This is a genomic window from Streptomyces sp. NPDC007205 (genome assembly GCF_040634095.1).
Lineage (GTDB): Bacteria > Actinomycetota > Actinomycetes > Streptomycetales > Streptomycetaceae > Streptomyces.
The window spans coordinates 1-16,111 of sequence record NZ_JBEYEW010000029.1 but is presented as its reverse complement, the minus strand read 5'-3'; the positions used below and the strand labels follow the sequence as shown (position 1 = coordinate 16,111).

The 16,111-nt window shown below is 68.7% G+C and carries 10 protein-coding genes; 3 read left to right on the top strand and 7 right to left on the bottom strand.

The annotated features are described in order from the left end of the window. Positions 1-34 precede the first annotated feature (34 nt). From ABZ624_RS32585 to ABZ624_RS32555, 7 genes are all read right to left on the bottom strand, one after another. Complete coding sequence (locus tag ABZ624_RS32585) at positions 35-613, bottom strand: hypothetical protein (RefSeq protein ID WP_360097122.1); 579 nt, start codon at positions 611-613, stop codon at positions 35-37. A gap of 99 nt (positions 614-712) precedes the next feature. Next, complete coding sequence (locus ABZ624_RS32580) at positions 713-1,999, bottom strand: glutamate-5-semialdehyde dehydrogenase (RefSeq protein ID WP_360097119.1); 1,287 nt, start codon at positions 1,997-1,999, stop codon at positions 713-715. A gap of 127 nt (positions 2,000-2,126) precedes the next feature. After that, entirely contained in the window at positions 2,127-3,092 is a 966-nt protein-coding gene (locus ABZ624_RS32575) for a teichoic acid biosynthesis protein C (protein WP_360097116.1), read from the bottom strand. A 127-nt stretch (positions 3,093-3,219) separates the two neighbouring features. Continuing rightward, positions 3,220-3,645, bottom strand: coding sequence for a hypothetical protein (locus ABZ624_RS32570; protein WP_360097113.1), 426 nt, complete (start codon positions 3,643-3,645; stop codon positions 3,220-3,222). A gap of 120 nt (positions 3,646-3,765) precedes the next feature. Continuing rightward, positions 3,766-4,893 carry a glutamate 5-kinase gene (gene proB, locus ABZ624_RS32565; protein WP_360097110.1) on the bottom strand — a complete coding sequence of 376 codons (1,128 nt, stop codon included), beginning with the start codon at positions 4,891-4,893 and terminating at the stop codon, positions 3,766-3,768. A 104-nt stretch (positions 4,894-4,997) separates the two neighbouring features. After that, on the bottom strand, positions 4,998-5,222 hold the full coding sequence (locus ABZ624_RS32560) for a hypothetical protein (RefSeq protein WP_360097107.1): 225 nt from the start codon (positions 5,220-5,222) through the stop codon (positions 4,998-5,000). Positions 5,223-5,340: 118 nt separating this feature from the next. Next, positions 5,341-11,826 carry an RHS repeat-associated core domain-containing protein gene (locus tag ABZ624_RS32555; RefSeq protein WP_360097104.1) on the bottom strand — a complete coding sequence of 2,162 codons (6,486 nt, stop codon included), beginning with the start codon at positions 11,824-11,826 and terminating at the stop codon, positions 5,341-5,343. A 375-nt stretch (positions 11,827-12,201) separates the two neighbouring features. On the opposite strand from ABZ624_RS32555, the gene ABZ624_RS32550 reads away from it, so the two are divergent. From ABZ624_RS32550 to ABZ624_RS32540, 3 genes are all read left to right on the top strand, one after another. Continuing rightward, positions 12,202-13,302 carry a Tat pathway signal sequence domain protein gene (locus ABZ624_RS32550; protein WP_360097101.1) on the top strand — a complete coding sequence of 367 codons (1,101 nt, stop codon included), beginning with the start codon at positions 12,202-12,204 and terminating at the stop codon, positions 13,300-13,302. Positions 13,303-13,509: 207 nt separating this feature from the next. Further along, positions 13,510-15,813, top strand: coding sequence for a bifunctional glycosyltransferase family 2 protein/CDP-glycerol:glycerophosphate glycerophosphotransferase (locus ABZ624_RS32545; protein WP_360097098.1), 2,304 nt, complete (start codon positions 13,510-13,512; stop codon positions 15,811-15,813). A gap of 28 nt (positions 15,814-15,841) precedes the next feature. After that, on the top strand, positions 15,842-16,111 hold a 270-nt coding region (locus tag ABZ624_RS32540), incomplete at its 3' end, for a sugar phosphate nucleotidyltransferase (RefSeq protein WP_360097310.1).

Here is a 16,111-nt window from a genome sequence, read left to right as displayed (position 1 = left end):
CTGACAGGTGCTCACCAAGAGTGGAGGCGGGTGTTCAGGGGGAGCGCGGGGTGGCGGAGGCCGCCGGCTGGGAGGTCTCGGCGGAGGCGGAGGGAGCCGCGGCGCTGCCCTGTTCGAGGCCGCTGGAGGCGGGGGTGGGTATCCCGTCACGGGTGGTGGCGGAGCCGCCTCGGTAGACGGCGGCGAAGGCCAGCGCGACCATGCCGATGCCCATCACGACGGCCAGCACCCAGGCCACGGGCCGGTGCCAGCGGACCTGCTTGCCGTACCCACCGAAGTGGCGGTCGCCGAGGACGTGGGCATCCTCCGGATCGTCGTCGTCCGGATCGTCGTCCGGATCTTGACCGAAATCGGTCCCCTCGGGGCCGTAGGCATCCTCGTAGCGCTCGCCTCGGGCGTGGGTGCGACGGGCCTCCGCCTCGGAGGCCTCTGCTCTGGCCTGTGCGGCGGCCAGAAGGCGTTCGACGGCGGTCGGCTCGTGGACCGTGGCCGCCTGTACGAAGGCCTCGTCGAAGACCACGGAGGCGAACTCTTCGTCCGACACCCCGCGGTCGTGGTCGTCGTCGGGCTCCCAGCCGTCCGAGAACGGCGTGCCCCCCACGTCCTCCGGCACGGATCCAGAGTAGACCTGGGGGATCAATTTGGGCAGACGGTATGGAAATTCATCCGCCTGACGAGACGCGTTTCGGACGTGCGGCCGAACGGGTGAGTCTCAGGGGCGCACGTGGCCGTCGCCGGTGACGATGTACTTGGTGCTGGTCAGCTCGGGCAGGCCCATCGGGCCGCGGGCGTGCAGCTTCTGGGTGGAGATGCCGATCTCCGCGCCGAAGCCGAACTGGCCGCCGTCGGTGAAACGGGTGGAGGCGTTGACGGCGACGGTGGTGGAGTCGACCAGCTGGGTGAAACGGCGGGCGGCCTGCTGGGAGGTGGTGACGATCGCCTCGGTGTGCCCGGAGGTCCACAGCCGGATGTGCTCGACGGCCTTGTCGAGGGAGTCGACGACGGCGGCGGCGATGTCGTACGAGAGGTACTCGGTCTCCCAGTCCTCGGCGACGGCCTCCACGACCGTCGCCTTGGAGTCCCCGGCGTAGGCCAGCACGCGCTCGTCCGCGTGCACGGTGACGCCGGCCTCGGCGAGGGCGTCGAGGGCCCGCGGCAGGAACGCGGGGGCGATGGCCTGGTGGACGAGGAGGGTCTCGGCGGCGTTGCAGACGCTGACCCGCTGGGCCTTGGAGTTGATCAGGATGTCGATCGCCATGTCGATGTCGGCCGCCGCGTCGACGTAGACGTGGCAGTTGCCGGTGCCGGTCTCGATCACGGGGACGGTGGACTCGTTGACCACGGTCTGGATCAGGGAGGCACCGCCACGCGGGATGAGGACGTCGACCAGGCCGCGGGCGCGCATCAGCTCGCGGACCGACTCACGGCTCTCGCCGGGCACCAGCTGGACGGCGTCGGCGGGCAGCCCGGCACCGCCGACGGCGTCGCGGATGACGCGGACGAGGGCGGTGTTGGACTCGTAGGCGGAGGCGGAGCCGCGCAGCAGGACGGCGTTGCCGGACTTCAGGCAGAGGGCGGCGGCGTCGACCGTGACGTTCGGGCGGGCCTCGTAGATGATGCCGACGACGCCGAGCGGGACGCGGACCTGGCGCAGGTCGATGCCGTTGGGAAGGGTGGAGCCACGGACGACCTCGCCGACCGGGTCGGGCAGCTTCGCCACGTCCCGGACGTCGCAGGCGATGGCGCGGACCCGCTCGGGGGTGAGGGTGAGCCGGTCGACGATGGCCTCGCTGGTGCCGCTCTCCCGGGCCTTGGCCACGTCCTTGGCGTTGGCCTCGACGATCTCGCTGGTCCGGACCTCCAGGGCGTCGGCGATGGCGAGCAGCGCGTCGTCCTTCTCTGCCCGCGGAAGCGGCGCGAGGTCGGCGGCGGCGGCCTTGGCCCGGTAGGCGGCCTGGGTGACCGGGGACATCGAGTCGTACGGCGAGAGCGTGGTCATACCCGCAGGGTAGTGCGCCTGTGGACGGGGGCGGCAACCGTCCCGGAGGCCGAGACGGCGAGCTCCCCGGGGCCGTGCGGGCCCCGTGCCACCGGTGTCCCCGGCGGCACGCGGCTCGATCACACGCTCAGATCAGCGCCTTCTTGTAGAAGATGTTCGAGCGGCGGTCGCCCGCGGTGCCGGAGGCGAAGCCGATGAAGAGGCGGGCCTGACCCGAGTCGGTGCGGTAGACGGCCAGCCCCTCCGGCTCGCGGTAGGACAGGCTCTCGCCCGCCCTGGTGAGGACCGGCCCCTGCTTGACGGCCCCCGAATTGAGGTCGACGCAGGTGATGCGGGTGTTCCCGGGCCGCGGGTTGCTCGCGGAGTAGGCGTTGCCCGTCAGGTGGTACAGGTACCGGCCGTACGAGGTGTACCCCTGTGCCGTGCCCGGGATCGAGGGCTGCTTGAAGTAGGCCACCGGGCTGCTGAAATTGCCCGCGGAGGCCTGGCTCAGCCGGTAGGCGGCGATGTACTTGGCGCCGTTCTTCTGGTGGCGGACGACCATGATGCCGTTCACCTGGTCGATGGAGCAGGTGAACTCCACGCCGCTCGCCACCGGCCGGTACTTCTGGATCGCGGAAGAGGTGTGGGACAGCGAGCCGCCCCGCACGAACTTGAAGCGGCCGAGCCGGGTGCCGTAGCCGTTCTTGTTCGCGTCCACCTCCGTCCACAGCCAGCTGTCGCGGCCCCGCGGCTCGACACCGAAGGCGACGCCGTGGCCGAAGCCCGTGAGGTGCATGGCCGAGACACGGTTGCCGGCGAAGTCCAGCTCGGTGATGCAGAGGTCGCCGGACGTCTCACCGCTGCCGTTGCGTCGCTGTGCGACGAAGAGGCGCTTGTTGACGCTGTCGAAGGCGAAGCCCTGCTGGACGGTGTCGTCGTGCAGTTGCCGGCCGCGGAACAGGTCGTAGGAGGGCGCGGTGAGGTCGAAGCGCGGCGAGGCGGCGATCGCGGCGGACGCCGTGCCCGCCCCGGCCCCCACGCCCAGTGCGGCGATCCCTAGCCCGCCCGCGGCCCGCAGGATCCCTCGACGGCCGACGGTGTGCTGCTCCATGGTCCCCCTTGTACGGCGGTGGGTAAGCGGAGACGCATGATCCACATGCGTCGCGCCGAACCTACCGGGCGAACCTCGGAGGCCGGTGTGCGGGGCCGGGCCCCGGCGCGGGAGGGGAGGGCGGGATTCAGAAGGGGTGGACGCCGACGGGAGTGGCGGGGGCGGGGCCGTAGCCCTCGGCGATGCGCTGGTGGTAGGTCTCGCGGTCGATGACCTCCAGGCCGACGATCTCCCAGGCGGGCAGCCCGGCGCTCTGCCGGTGCTCGCCCCACAGGCGCAGGGCGACGGCGGCGGCGTCGTGCAGGTCGCGGGCCTCTTCCCAGTACCTGATCTCGGCGTGGTCGGGGGCGTATCTGCTGGTCAGGAGGAAGGGGTGGTCGTGGGCCAGCTGCTCCAGGGCACGGCGCAGGTCCGGCAGGGGGACCTTCTCCCCGGAGACGCTGAGGGTGACGTGCCACAGCCGGGGCAGGTCCTTGGGCTCCTCGTAGGCGTCCCCGGCCGCGACGCTCGTCAGAGCACCGCGGGTTGTCACCCCAGGGCGCACTCGTCTCACGACGGCCTCCTTCACCCAGCACTCGTAAACGTGTCCTGACACAAAGTTGAGCAGGCCCTACGGCAGCGCGGGGCGGTTTTACGGAACGTCCCCCACCGGGGGCCGTCGTTACGTCCCGTTTTACGAGTGCAGCAGCACCAGGTCGTCCCTGTGTACGACCTCGCGTTCGTACGCGGGACCCAGCTCCCGGGCCAGCTCGCGGGTCGAACGCCCGATCAGCCGGGGAATTTCCTTGGCGTCGAAGTTGACGAGCCCCCGGGCCACCGCGCGGCCCGCCGTGTCGCGCAGCTCGACGGGGTCGCCCGCGCTGAACTCGCCCTCCACGGCGGCGATTCCGGCGGGCAGCAGCGACGTGCGCCGCTTCACGACGGCGTCCACCGCGCCGTCGTCCAGGGTCAGCGCGCCCTGCGGGGTGGAGGCGTGCTGGAGCCACAGGAGCCGGTCGGCGGAGCGCTTGCCGGTGGGGTGGAAGTAGGTGCCGGTGTCGGCGCCGCTCAAGGCGTCCGCCGCGTGTACGGCGCTGGTCAGCACCACGGGGATGCCGGCGGCGGCCGCGATCCCGGCGGCCTCGACCTTGGTGACCATCCCGCCGGTGCCGACGCCGGCTTTGCCCGCGCTGCCGATCTCGACACCGGCCAGGTCCCCGGGCCCCCGTACCTCCGCGATCCGGGACGTCCCGGGCTTGCTGGGGTCGCCGTCGTAGACGCCGTCGACGTCGGAGAGGAGGACCAGCAGGTCGGCGTGGACGAGGTGGGCGACGAGAGCGGCGAGGCGGTCGTTGTCGCCGAAGCGGATCTCGTCGGTGGCGACCGTGTCGTTCTCGTTGACGATCGGAAAGGCACCCATCGCGAGGAGCTTGTCGAGGGTGCGGGAGGCGTTGCGGTGGTGGGCGCGGCGGCTCATGTCGTCGCTGGTGAGCAGGACTTGGCCGACGCGGACGCCGTAGCGGGCGAAGGAGGCGGTGTAGCGGGCGACGAGCAGTCCCTGGCCCACGCTGGCGGCGGCCTGCTGGCGGGCGAGGTCCTTGGGACGACGACGCAGGCCCAGCGGGGCGAGACCGGCGGCGATGGCGCCGGAGGAGACGAGGACGATCTCCTTCTCGCCGCCGCTGCGGCTCTTGGCGAGGACGTCGACGAGTGCGTCGACACGGTCGGCGTCGAGGCCGCCCGCGGCGGTGGTCAGCGAGGAGGAGCCGACCTTTACGACGATCCTGCGGGCCCTGGCGACCTGCTGCCTTGCCGCTGACACGTGCTTCCCTCCGACCTCGCGCCCACGTCCCGTCGGGCGTGGCCGTTGCAATCTACGCGATATGCACGGAGCGTGCCCGGGCGGTCCAGGGGGCGGACCGGCGGTCAGAGGTGGGCCAGGTCGTAGATGAGCGAGCCGAGACCGACGAAGGACACGATTCCCGCTATGACCCTGAACCGGTCCGGTGTCATTCTCGGGTTTGCCGCCGCTGAGGTCATCGTTTCCAGAAGGTCGTAGACCCGGAGCCCGAAGTTGCGGTAATCGATCGCCACGAAAAAGAAAAAGAACGCCGGAACCGCAGAACAAAGAATCCGGATGAACTCAGGCATTGACGGACCCTTCTCAACCACCGGCAGTGAACCCGCACAATGTACCAGCCCCCTGTCCCGTCCAACCAAGGGGGGCAGGGGGCTGGACTCTATTGTTCAGCGAATGCCGTTGACGCCGTTACCAGAGGGCTTTCAAGACCTTGCCCACGGTCAGCGACCCCAAGAGTTTCGGCATGTCGGCGACTCTGGTGATACCGGTTGTGCCGGATGCGAAACTCGCACCGAGTTCCATCTGCAGACCCCAGCCTCCGGAGAAGGAATTCACCGTGTCACCGCGGGCATTCTTCGTCGAATACGTGCCGCGCCAGCCACCGCGGAACGGGCCGTACGCACCATCGAAACCGGAACCCATACCGCGCAGCTCGTTGAGCGAGTCCGCGTTGCTGAACAGGAAGTTCACGGTCGCACCGGCTCCGGCCTCCGGACCGACCGTGTCCTCCTTGGTGTAGGTGAAGGCCCACGCCGTCTTGCCCTTGGCCGAGGTGGTCCGGACGAGGCAGATACTGCGCGCCTTTCCGGCAGCAATCGCCCCACCGACGTTTCCGCACACACCCGTGGTGTTGGTGTAGCTCCCCAGATAGCTCCCGATCTTCTTGATGGCACCCAGCAGATCCGGGCCCTTGCCCATCTGTCCCGGCGCCAGGGTGATGGCGTTCTGGACCATCGTGTTGATGGTCGGGATGGCCTTCTTGATCGCTTCCTGGGCCTGGCGGATGGCGTCCTGCTTGGTGATCGCGCCGGTGTCCACCAGGGACCAGCTGCCCTGCGGCTGGTCATCGCCGGTGTCCACCAGGGACCAGCTGCCCTTCGGCTGCGGGGGATCGAAGTCCGGCATGTGCATCAACCCGGACGGGTCGCTGTAGTTGACCGGGTTGTTGCCCGAGTAGCTGTAGCCGCTCAGCGCCTGGGGGTCGTACGGCTTGATCAGTTCGTCGGGGCTGATGAACCGGCCCAGTGCCGGGTCGTACATCCGGGCACCGAGGATCGACAGGGATGTGCTGTCGTCCTCCGGCTTGCCGAGGAAGCCCCGGTCGAGGTCGGACGGCAGGGTGCCGCCCACGCTGCGCTGCTTGCCGAACGGGGTGTAGCGGCGACGGATCACCGCTCCGCCCATGGCGATCAGCAGGGCCGTGGACGCCTGGGCGTCGTTCGCGAGCCAGGTCAGCTTGCCGTTCGTCGAGCCGTCGCCCTCGCGCATGGCGACCGTGGTGCCGGCTGCGGAGTACAGCCGCGTCGCCTTCACGCCCTGGCCGGCGGCCTTGTGCAGCTCATGGCCGTCGAGGTAGAGGACGTTCTCGCCCGGCGAGGTACGCACCAGGACATTGCCGTCCGCGTCGTACACATAGCCCGACACCTGGTCGCCGCCGGACTTGTGCACCGTGACCTGGCTGACCCGGTTCTGGGGGTTCCAGTCGATGGTCGAGCTGACGCCGTTCACCGTACGCGTCTGCATCTGCCCCGCCGCGTTGTAGGAGAAGGTGTCGGACCCGGCCTGGGTCACCGCGTGCGGGTGGGCCTGGCCCGCCGTGTACGTGGAGCCGTCGGCGCTGTAACCGGGGTAGGTGTACTTCTTGGTCGTCGACCCGCCGGCCGTGGTGTCCGTGACGGACATCAGGTTGCCGAGTTCGTCGTAGCTGTACGACTGGTTGTACGGGTCGAGGCTGCTGCTCAGGTCGGACGTGGCCGCGCCCGTGCAGCCGTCGGTGGCCTCGGTGGTCCACGCATGGCTGAGCCGGTTCAGCTCGTCGTACGTGAAGCACTCGCTCTGCTTGGCCACCGCGTCCGTGACACCGGTGACCTGACCGCCGAGATCGCGCGTGAACGCGTCGTCCTGCGCGGTGCTGGTGGTGCTGCCGGTCGTGACCGTGGTCCTGATGCCGGACAGCATGCCGCTGCCGTCGGTGTCGTTGTAGGTGTAGGCGCGGTTCACCGTGGCGTCCGAGCCGCCGCTGCCGAATGCGCGGCCGTTGAGACGGCCGAGGCGGTCGTATCCGATGTTCGACTGGTAGGTGGCCAGCGGCGAGGAGACCTTGGACGGCAGGCCCTGGGCCGTGTACGTCGTGGTCACCGTCTCCGCGGGCAGCTGACCGGCCGACGGATCGCCGATCTGCGGGTAGCTGACGGACGTCAGGTGGTTGGCGAGGTCGTAGCCGTAGCCGAACGTGTAGGTGTTGGCCAAGCCGGAGCCGTCATCCGGGATCGTGTACTTCTTGCCCGTCATCCGGCCGCGGCCGTCGTAGCCGGTGATGCTTTCGGTGTAGGCCTTGCCGTTCGCGTACGTGGTCGACGCGGCCACCTGGCCCACACCGCCGGGCGCGGTGTCGTAGTCCACCTTCGACAGGACGGTCGAGCCCTGCGAGAGGGTCGTCTGCCGCTGGAGGTTGTCGTACTGGTAGGTCAGCGTCGTGCCGTTGTCGGTCTCCGTGCTCCTCTTGCCGTTCTCGTCGTACTGCGCCGAGGTCGATCCGGCGTCGGGGTCGACCGTCGAGGTCCGGTCACCGGCCCAGTTGTAGCCGTAGGTGGTGACGTTGCCCTTGGCGTCCGTGATCGTCCACAGCTTGCCGTTGCGCTTGTAGGTGTACGACGTGGTGCTCGGGCCGGTCGCTCCGTACTGGACCACTTTGGTGGTCTGGCCGAAGACGTCCGTGTAGGTGTCGGTGCGCTCGCCGGTGGCCGGGACGGTGGTCGTGTAGTCGCCGTAGTAGTACGTGCGGCTGTGACCGGTCGCCTGGGGAGTGCCGTTGACCAGGATCTGGGTCTGCGTGGTGCGGCCGGCCCAGTCGATGACCGGGTCGGTGTACGACGGAAGGTCGGCCACCGTCGGCAGCACCATCCCGGAACCCGCCGCGCTGGAGTTGTAGAAGGTGTCGGAGACACCGGTGACGTTGCCGGAGGTGTCGTAGCGGGTGGAAACCACGTCACGGCCGGTACCGTCCGGCGCCGTGGACTGGGTCTCGCGGGTGCGGCCGAGGCCGTCGTCGTAGGTGTAGGAGTTCACGTACGTCGTCCCCGACTGCAGGACGCTCGACTTCACCAGCGGCGCGCCGGTGACCGAGTCGGGCACCCCGTCGCTGTTGGTCGCGGTGGGGATCGTGTAGGTGAACTTCATCGACGGGTCACCACTGGGGTAGTTGCCGATCTCGGTCGCCTTGAACACCTGGCTGGTGCGGCCCACGGAGTCGAGGACGATCCGCGTGGTGTTGCCGTTGGCGTCGAGGATCCGGTACGGGGTGCCCCACAGCCGGGAGTAGTAGGTGGTCGAGGACTCCGCGGCGGCCGGGCCGCTGCCGTCCGGGTCGGGTGTGGTGAGGGTGACGCCGTCGGTCGGCCAGGTCGTGGCCGGCGCGTAGGACGTGGTCGTCTTCTGGCCCTTGCCGTCGTAGGCGGCGATGACGCGGCCGGCGCCGTCGTAGTCGTAGCGGGTCGAGCGGTGGGTGCTCGCGTCCGTGTAGAGCTGCTTCTCCGTCGGGTTGCCGTCGACCAGGGCGGCGTCGTTGTTCGCGACCGACGTCGAACCGTCGTACAGCGTCACCTTGTAGGAGTCCTGGTTGCTGGAGCCGCGCGAGGCGCAGTCCGCCGCGTAGTGGCGCTCCTCGTCCTCGAAGACCATCCAGCGCTTGACGTCCGAGTTGGGGAAGTTGGACGTGTTGTAGGCGCGGCCGTAGGTGGTGCAGCGGTTGTCGTCGACGTTGACCTCGCCCCAGTCGTTGGTGCGCAGGGGCAGACCGTAGGTGGTGCTGGTGGAGGAGGTGTCGTCGAACTCGTTGTTGACGACGCGCTCGCGCCAGCCCGTGGAGGTCAGGTCGTCCGTCGTGGTCTTGCTCTCGCGTACGAAGCGGGCGTCGGGCAGGCCGTCGTAGTGGGCGGTGTCATGGACCCAGTACTCCTGGCGGACGCGCTGGTGCGAGTTGCCGTCGCCGTCGCGCTTGGACTGCTCCAGGGTCTTGCCGGCCAGCCACGCGGAGTCGGTCCAGGAGGTGCCGTAGCCGTCGGTGACCGAGACGCTGCGGGTGGCGGAGGAGTCCGTCTTCGAGGTGCGGTCGCCGTCCAGGCCGCGGTAGAGCCAGTAGTAGGTGGAGGCGGCGTTGCTCTTGGTGCCGGAGAAGACCTCGACCTGCTGGTAGCCGCGCCAGTCGGACCAGGTCTCGTCGGAGTCCGGGATCAGCGGGTCGTTGGTGTACCGCCAGCCGGCGCCGCCGTGGTACTCGTACCGGGTGGTCATGACCGGGTCGCCGTCGGTGTTCGCGCCCTGGCCGACGCCCGGGTCCGCGGAGACCTGGGTGACGACGTACTTCTTGAACCAGCCCGTCTTGGTGGTGCTGGAGCCCTCGGGTGTCCACTTCTGCCAGAAGCAGTCCTCGGTGTTGGAGGACTCGCTGGGCAGGTTGTTGATGTCGCAGGCGTCCGGCTGGCCGTAGGTGACGCTGGTGACCGAGCCGAGGTCGCCGTAGATCTTGTCGACGCGACGGAAGTTGAGGGTGGAGGAGCCGACCTGGTTGTCCAGCCACTCACCGTTGAAGTTGATGACCGGCAGGCGCTGGTCGGGGCCGTCGCCGTAGCCCTCGCGCTGGACGTAGTCCAGCCACAGGGTCTTACCGACGGTGCCGTCCGGGTTCGGCAGGCCGTACTTCATCTGGTACTGCATCGCCGGGTCCCACGTCGTACCGCCGTCGTTGCTGACGTAGGTCTTGATGTCCCACAGCATGTCGGTGCCGAAGAACGTGGGGTAGTACGTCTTGCCCGCGCAGTAGTTGTCCGCCGAGGTGCCGTCGCACATCAGATCGGTGGGCACGTCGGGGTACGAGTCCGGGTTGGAGGAGATGCCCGGGCAGGCCGCGGGCTCCTTGCCCAGCGGGTCGGCGTCGCTCATCCGTTCCACACAGCGGCCGACGTGGCTCAGTTCCACCTTTGCGGGGAGCAGCGCGCCCGGGATCTGGGAGGCCCAGCCGTACTCGATCCTCGTCAGGTAGCCGGCGCGGTCGTACGACCGCGCCTTGTCGGTGTTGATGACCGAGCGGTAGTAGTTGGTGTCCTTGTCGTAGAAGTAGGCGTTCTCGACCTCGTTGGGGTCGACCACGCGGTCAAGGTTCCAGCGCCAGGCCTGGGTGCAGGGCTCCGGGAACTGGGAGTGGCACGGCTCGCCCGTGTCGTCGCCGGCCACCGGGACGGTGAGCACGGAGTGGGTCGCGTCGCCGGTGCGCTCGGCGCGGCCCCAGCCGAAGTAGTAGCGCATGCCGTCCTGGCTGGAGATCACCCAGTACTCGTCGTCGGCGCCGTGGCCGCCGGTCAGGTGCTGTACGCGCCAGCCCGGGTCGTCCTGCACGTGGTAGGAGCCGGTGCCGTTGCCGTCCTGGATGAGGGCCGAGTTCACGCCGTTGAGGCTGATGACGTACTCGGCGCCGTCCGGCTCGGTGCTGGGGTTCGGGGACTGCCAGCACAGGTCGCCGACGGTGTTGTTCACGTCCTGCGAGCAGTTGCGGTAGATGCGCTGGATGTAGCCGACGTCCAGGTCCCAGCCCATGCCGGCCCAGGACGCCTGGTTGTTCGTCGCCGAGGTGCGGCCGTCCACCGACTGGGAGTCGTACGACAGCGACAAGTCGGGCGTGGCGCCGAAGGGCGCCTTCGGCAGGGTGATCGGCAGGTCGTAGGTGAAGTCGCCGGAACCGGTCGACACGTCCCACTTGCCGGTCGGGCTGAGTGTGGAGGCCCGGTAGTCACCCGCGTCCGACGACGAGCCGGCGGTCAGCGTCGTCACCGTGGACGTGGTGGCCGCCGACATCATCGACATGCCGGACGTCGGGGCGCTCGTCGTCGCGGTGGGGTCCGCGTCGGCGTACACCGTTGCCGTCAGCCTGCCCGACTTCACGTCGTTGTGGACGGGCAGGTAGCGGCGGGTGTCCGGGGTGCAGCCGCGCTTCTTCGGTGTGGTGAGTGCGCACGCGGGCATCTGCACCAGGCGCAGCCGGGAGGCGAAGTCGCCGCCGTAGGCGTACTTGAAGGCGTTGTAGTCGAGGGTGACGCCGACCGGCCCGGGGGCGGGCTTCCCGTCCTTGCGGGTCAGTCGCAGCGCCATGCCCACGCCGCCGATCGCCTTGATCTTGGTGCGGTCCAGGACCTGCACGTCGACATCGCCGGGAGTGCCGCCGGAGGGGGAGAAGTCGAGCTTCCCGCCCTCGGTGACGGCGTCCTTGGCCGCCTTCTGGCCGAGCGCGAACGCCGACTGCGGCGGCAGTCCCGCGGTGCGGATCTGCGCCGCCGTCGGGGTCCGGACCGACACCACGGCGGCCTTGGCCGCGGCGCTGCCGGCCGAGGCGTCGACGACGGTGCCCGACGGTGACACGGCCAGGGCGTGTCCGGCCCGGGCCTTCGCGAGGTGGACCCGGGCGCTCACCCCCTTGGGCCAGGCCACCTTCGGCGCCTTGCTCATGGTCGGCTCCGCCTGCTGCTCAGGCACCTTGTCGCCCTTGCGCGCCGGCACGCTCACGGTCCTGTCCTTGGGCTTCGCCACGGCGGCCGACGCGGCGAACGCCGGCGTGGACAGGAGAGCGGACAGCAACGCACTGGAGACCGTTACGACGAAGCCGCGTCTGTACGACGCACGCATCACGAACCCCCACCCCTCTGGCCGAATATCGACCACAAACGGTCACAAAGAGCGGGTCCGCGACACGTGGGCAGCACGAGGCCGACACATGGCGAACACGCGTTGGCGGAGATTAACCAGAAACTTAATCACACCATTTCCGTGCAAATCGGATCGCTATCCGTCAAACAACACTGACGCCTTAGCGGAAGCTTTAAGCTGCCATGACCAACGGAACATCTGATTCCGCCGTCCCTGTCGCAATCGATTCACAGGTGCTTTAATGACCGGCCAGCAATCGAGCCAGCCTCCCCTTGGTGCGGCATGTCCCATTTACCTGCCAAAGGCGCGGAGATTGGCGCTTTTCTCTTTTCGTCTTGGGGGGTTTCCATCGCCATGCTCGATCGCAGACGCTTTCTGCGCACAGGTGGCGCCATAGTCGGCGCGGCGGCCGTTCCGCTCGTCGCCGTCGGCGCGGCCGAGGGTGTCGCGCACGCCCGGCGCACGTCGTCCCAGAGCAACGTCACGCCCGGTTCGGTCACCGCGAGCAAGCGGTTCGACCTGACCGACCCTTCCGACATGCTCCTGCGCGAAGTGCAGCTGACCGGCACCCGCGTGCTGCAGTCCTTCGCCTTCGACAACACCCGCGGGCACGTCTTCACCGTGCAGCTGGTCGACGGCGGACTCCAGCTCCCCGGAGAGACGCAGACGTACTCCGGCGCCGACCGCGAGGCCAACGGCGACCTCGCCCTGACCCGGCTGGACCTCTCCGGGAACATTCTCGGCACGATGTACCTGCGCGGATTCGGGCACGGTGTGCAGATCGGCGTCGAATCCGCCACGTCCGGCTCATATCTGTGGACCGAGACGCACAACATCCGCACCGCGAATTCCGACGGCACCTACACCGGTTGGGGCGACCGGCTCGCCCGGTTCAAGTTCGCCAACGGGTCGGTGCTCACCGCGGACTCCCCCTCGCTCACCCAGTACACCCTGGAAAGCGGCGTCGACCGCACCACCTGCGCCATCGACCCGGTCAACAACCGGCTCGCGGTCCGCTGCCGGGTGAACGGGGTTTTCCGCTTCCGCCTGTACGACCTCGCCGCCTTCAAGTCGGGCGGCAGGACCACCCTCGCCGACATCGCTCAGCCCGCCGACCTGCAGCCCGGCTACACCGACGTCTTCCAGGGGTTCGCGAGCTACGGCAGCTACCTCTACCTGCTGGCCGGCTCCGCCTACGGCAGCAGCGGCTCGGTCTCGCCGGACGGCAACACCTACATCACCACCGTGGACTGGAACACCGGCACGCTCACGGAGCAGAAGCTCACCAAGGCCGCCTCCTCCCTGCTCTACCGCGAGCCCGAGGGCATGGCCATCCAGATCCCCGACCCCGCCAACCCGTCGGCGCTGCGGCTGTGCAGCGGCTTCGCGTCGTACACCTCGGACACCGACCAGAGCAAGCGGGCAAGCATTTACTACAAGGACGCACTGGTCTGACAGGAAGACGTGCGGACGCGGGGTGAGCCTTGCCACACCCCGGCTGACCAGCGACGGACGAGGCGAGGTAAGAACATCCCACCAGTCGCGTTGGGGTAGGCTTAAATCAACGTTAACCTCGCACTCCTTGTGCCTTCTCGCCTCGCGTCCCGCGGCCCAGCAGCGGGACGCGGTCGCGTCTGAACCGACAGTCCAGGAGCCCCAAGCATGCCCCTCGCGAATGGAAGCGCTTCGCCGAAAATAAGCGTGGTTGTCCCTGTTTACAAAGTTCAGGGGTATCTGCGAGCGTGCTTGGACTCCATTCTCTCCCAGTCCTTCGAGGACTTCGAGATCGTCGCCATCGACGACCACTCCCCCGACTCCTGCGGTCGCATACTCGACGAATACGCCGCCCTGGACAACCGCGTCATACCGGTGCACCTGGAGGAGAACCGGGGCATCGGAAAGGCGCGGGACGCCGGTGCGCTGAAGGCGCGCGGCGAGTACATCCTCTTCCTCGACAGCGACGACACCCTCGCTGAAGGCGCGCTGCAGGCGATAGCCGACCGCCTCGAGGCCACGGACAACCCCGACATCCTGCTGCTCAACCACGTGCGCACGTACTGGAACAACCGCGTCCAGACGAGCGCCGCCGGCGAGATGCTCGTGGCCGCCGGCACGGACGTCTTCACGGCCCTGGAGCGGCCCGAGTACCTCAATATGTTCGCCGTGGTGTGGAACCGGGCGTACCGCCGCGAGTTCTACGTCGACGAGCACAACTTCACCTTCACCGACGGCATCTACGAAGACGCGCTCATGGTCTACAAGACCATGCTGACCGCGGAACGCATCGCCGCCACCGACCACGTCTGCGTCGAGTACCGCCAGCGCCGCCAGGGCAACTCCATGCGCACGCCCGGCCGCAAGCACTTCGGGATCTTCGAGCAGTACGCCCGGCTCTTCGAGTTCCTCGACGAGCATCCCCACACCGAGCCGGTGCGTGCGCTGCTGTTCGAGCGCATGGCCAGCCACTTCCTGTTCACCCTGGCCCGTGAGGACCGCATCGTCCCCAAGGACCGGGCGGAGTTCTTCAAGCTGTCGGCCGCCCAGTACAAGCGTTTCAAGCCGAGGGGCTTCGTGCTCCCGGAGGGCTCGCAGGGCACCAGGTTCCAGCTGCTGGAGCGCGGTTCCTACACGGCGTACGCGGCGGTGATCGCCGCCGGCAACACCCGTCGCCAGGTGATCAAGCGGGCCTCCAAGGTCAAGACCAAGCTGGGCAAGACCGCCTACAACCGGCTCTACCAGCTGCATCTGCGACGCCCCGTCGACGAGAACCTCGCGGTCTACGCCGCCTACTGGAACCGCGGCGTCGCCTGCAACCCCGCGGCCATCTACCAGAAGGCCAAGGAACTCGCCCCGAACGTCCGCGGCGTCTGGATCGTCAAGCGCGACGCGGTGGACACCGTCCCGGCGGGCGTGGACTACGTGGTGGCGAACTCGCCCCGCTACTGGGAGGTCATGGCGCGGGCCAAGTACCTCATCAACAACGTCAACTTCCCCAACAACTTCGTGAAGCGCCCGGAGCAGGTCCACCTGCAGACGCACCACGGCACCCCCCTCAAGCAGATGGGGATCGACCAGCAGAAGTACCCCGCGGCCGCCAAGGGCATGAGCTTCGCCAAGATGCTGGAGCGGGCCGACAAGTGGGACCTCAGCCTGACCTCCAACCAGCACTCCACGGAGATCTGGGAGCGGGTCTACCCCTGCGCGTTCGAGGCGGTCGAGTACGGCTACCCGCGCAACGACGTCTACTTCCGGGCCACCGCCGAGGACGTCCGCCGTATCCGCGGTGAACTCGGCATCGAGGAAGGCAAGACCGCCATCCTCTACTGCCCGACGGTGCGCGACTACCAGAAGGGCTACGTGCCCCGCATCGACCTGGAGCGGTTCTGCCGCGAGCTGGGTCCCGACCACGTCGTCCTCGTGCGCACCCACTACTTCTACGGCGCCGACCCCCGGCTGGAGGTGCTGCAGGAGCGCGGCCTGATCAAGGACGTGTCGCGGTACCCGGTGGTGGAGGACCTCTGCCTGGCCGCCGACGCGCTGATCACGGACTACTCCTCGATCATGTTCGACTACGCCTGCCTCGACCGCCCGATCGTCACCTACGCCGACGACTGGGAGGTCTACCGCAAGGCCCGCGGCGTCTACTTCGACATTCTCTCCGGCGAGCCGGGCGAGACCCCGGGTGCGACCGCGACCACCGAGGACGAGCTGATCGAGGTCTTCCGTTCCGGCGCCTGGAACAGCGGCAAGGCCGCCGAGTTGCGGACGGCGTTCCGCGAGCGGTTCGTGCAGTTCGACGACGGGAACGCGGCGGAGCGCGTGGTGCGCCGTCTGTTCCTCGGCCAGGAGCCCGCCCCTGCGGTGCTGCCCCTGGAGGAGCGGACTCCGGCGCCCGCGCCGGCTGCTTTCGCGAAGGCGCGCATTCCGCAGCAGCCGACCGGCGAGCGTGGCCTCATCGGCGCCTGACGTGCAGAACGAGAGAGACGAGCACCACATGGTTTCCCGCCCCACCATCTCCAAGGCCGTCATACCGGCGGCGGGCCTCGGTACCCGGTTCCTGCCGGCGACGAAGGCCACTCCCAAGGAGATGCTGCCGGTCGTGGACAAGCCGGCGATCCAGTACGTGGTCGAGGAGGCCGTGTCGGCGGGGCTCGACGACGTACTCATGGTCACCGGGCGTAACAAGCGTCCTCTCGAGGACCACTTCGACCGTAACTACGAGCTGGAGTCGGCGCTCGGGAAGAAGGGCGACGCCGAACGGCTC

What these genes read in the sequence shown, in the direction of transcription:
- ABZ624_RS32560 (WP_360097107.1), bottom strand. Translation starts at nt 5,222, where the DNA reads ATGCCTGAGTTCATCCGGATTCTTTGTTCTGCGGTTCCGGCGTTCTTT.
- ABZ624_RS32575 (WP_360097116.1), bottom strand. Translation starts at nt 3,092, where the DNA reads ATGGAGCAGCACACCGTCGGCCGTCGAGGGATCCTGCGGGCCGCGGGC.
- ABZ624_RS32580 (WP_360097119.1), bottom strand. Translation starts at nt 1,999, where the DNA reads ATGACCACGCTCTCGCCGTACGACTCGATGTCCCCGGTCACCCAGGCC.
- ABZ624_RS32545 (WP_360097098.1), top strand. Translation starts at nt 13,510, where the DNA reads ATGCCCCTCGCGAATGGAAGCGCTTCGCCGAAAATAAGCGTGGTTGTC.
- ABZ624_RS32550 (WP_360097101.1), top strand. Translation starts at nt 12,202, where the DNA reads ATGCTCGATCGCAGACGCTTTCTGCGCACAGGTGGCGCCATAGTCGGC.
- ABZ624_RS32555 (WP_360097104.1), bottom strand. Translation starts at nt 11,826, where the DNA reads ATGCGTGCGTCGTACAGACGCGGCTTCGTCGTAACGGTCTCCAGTGCG.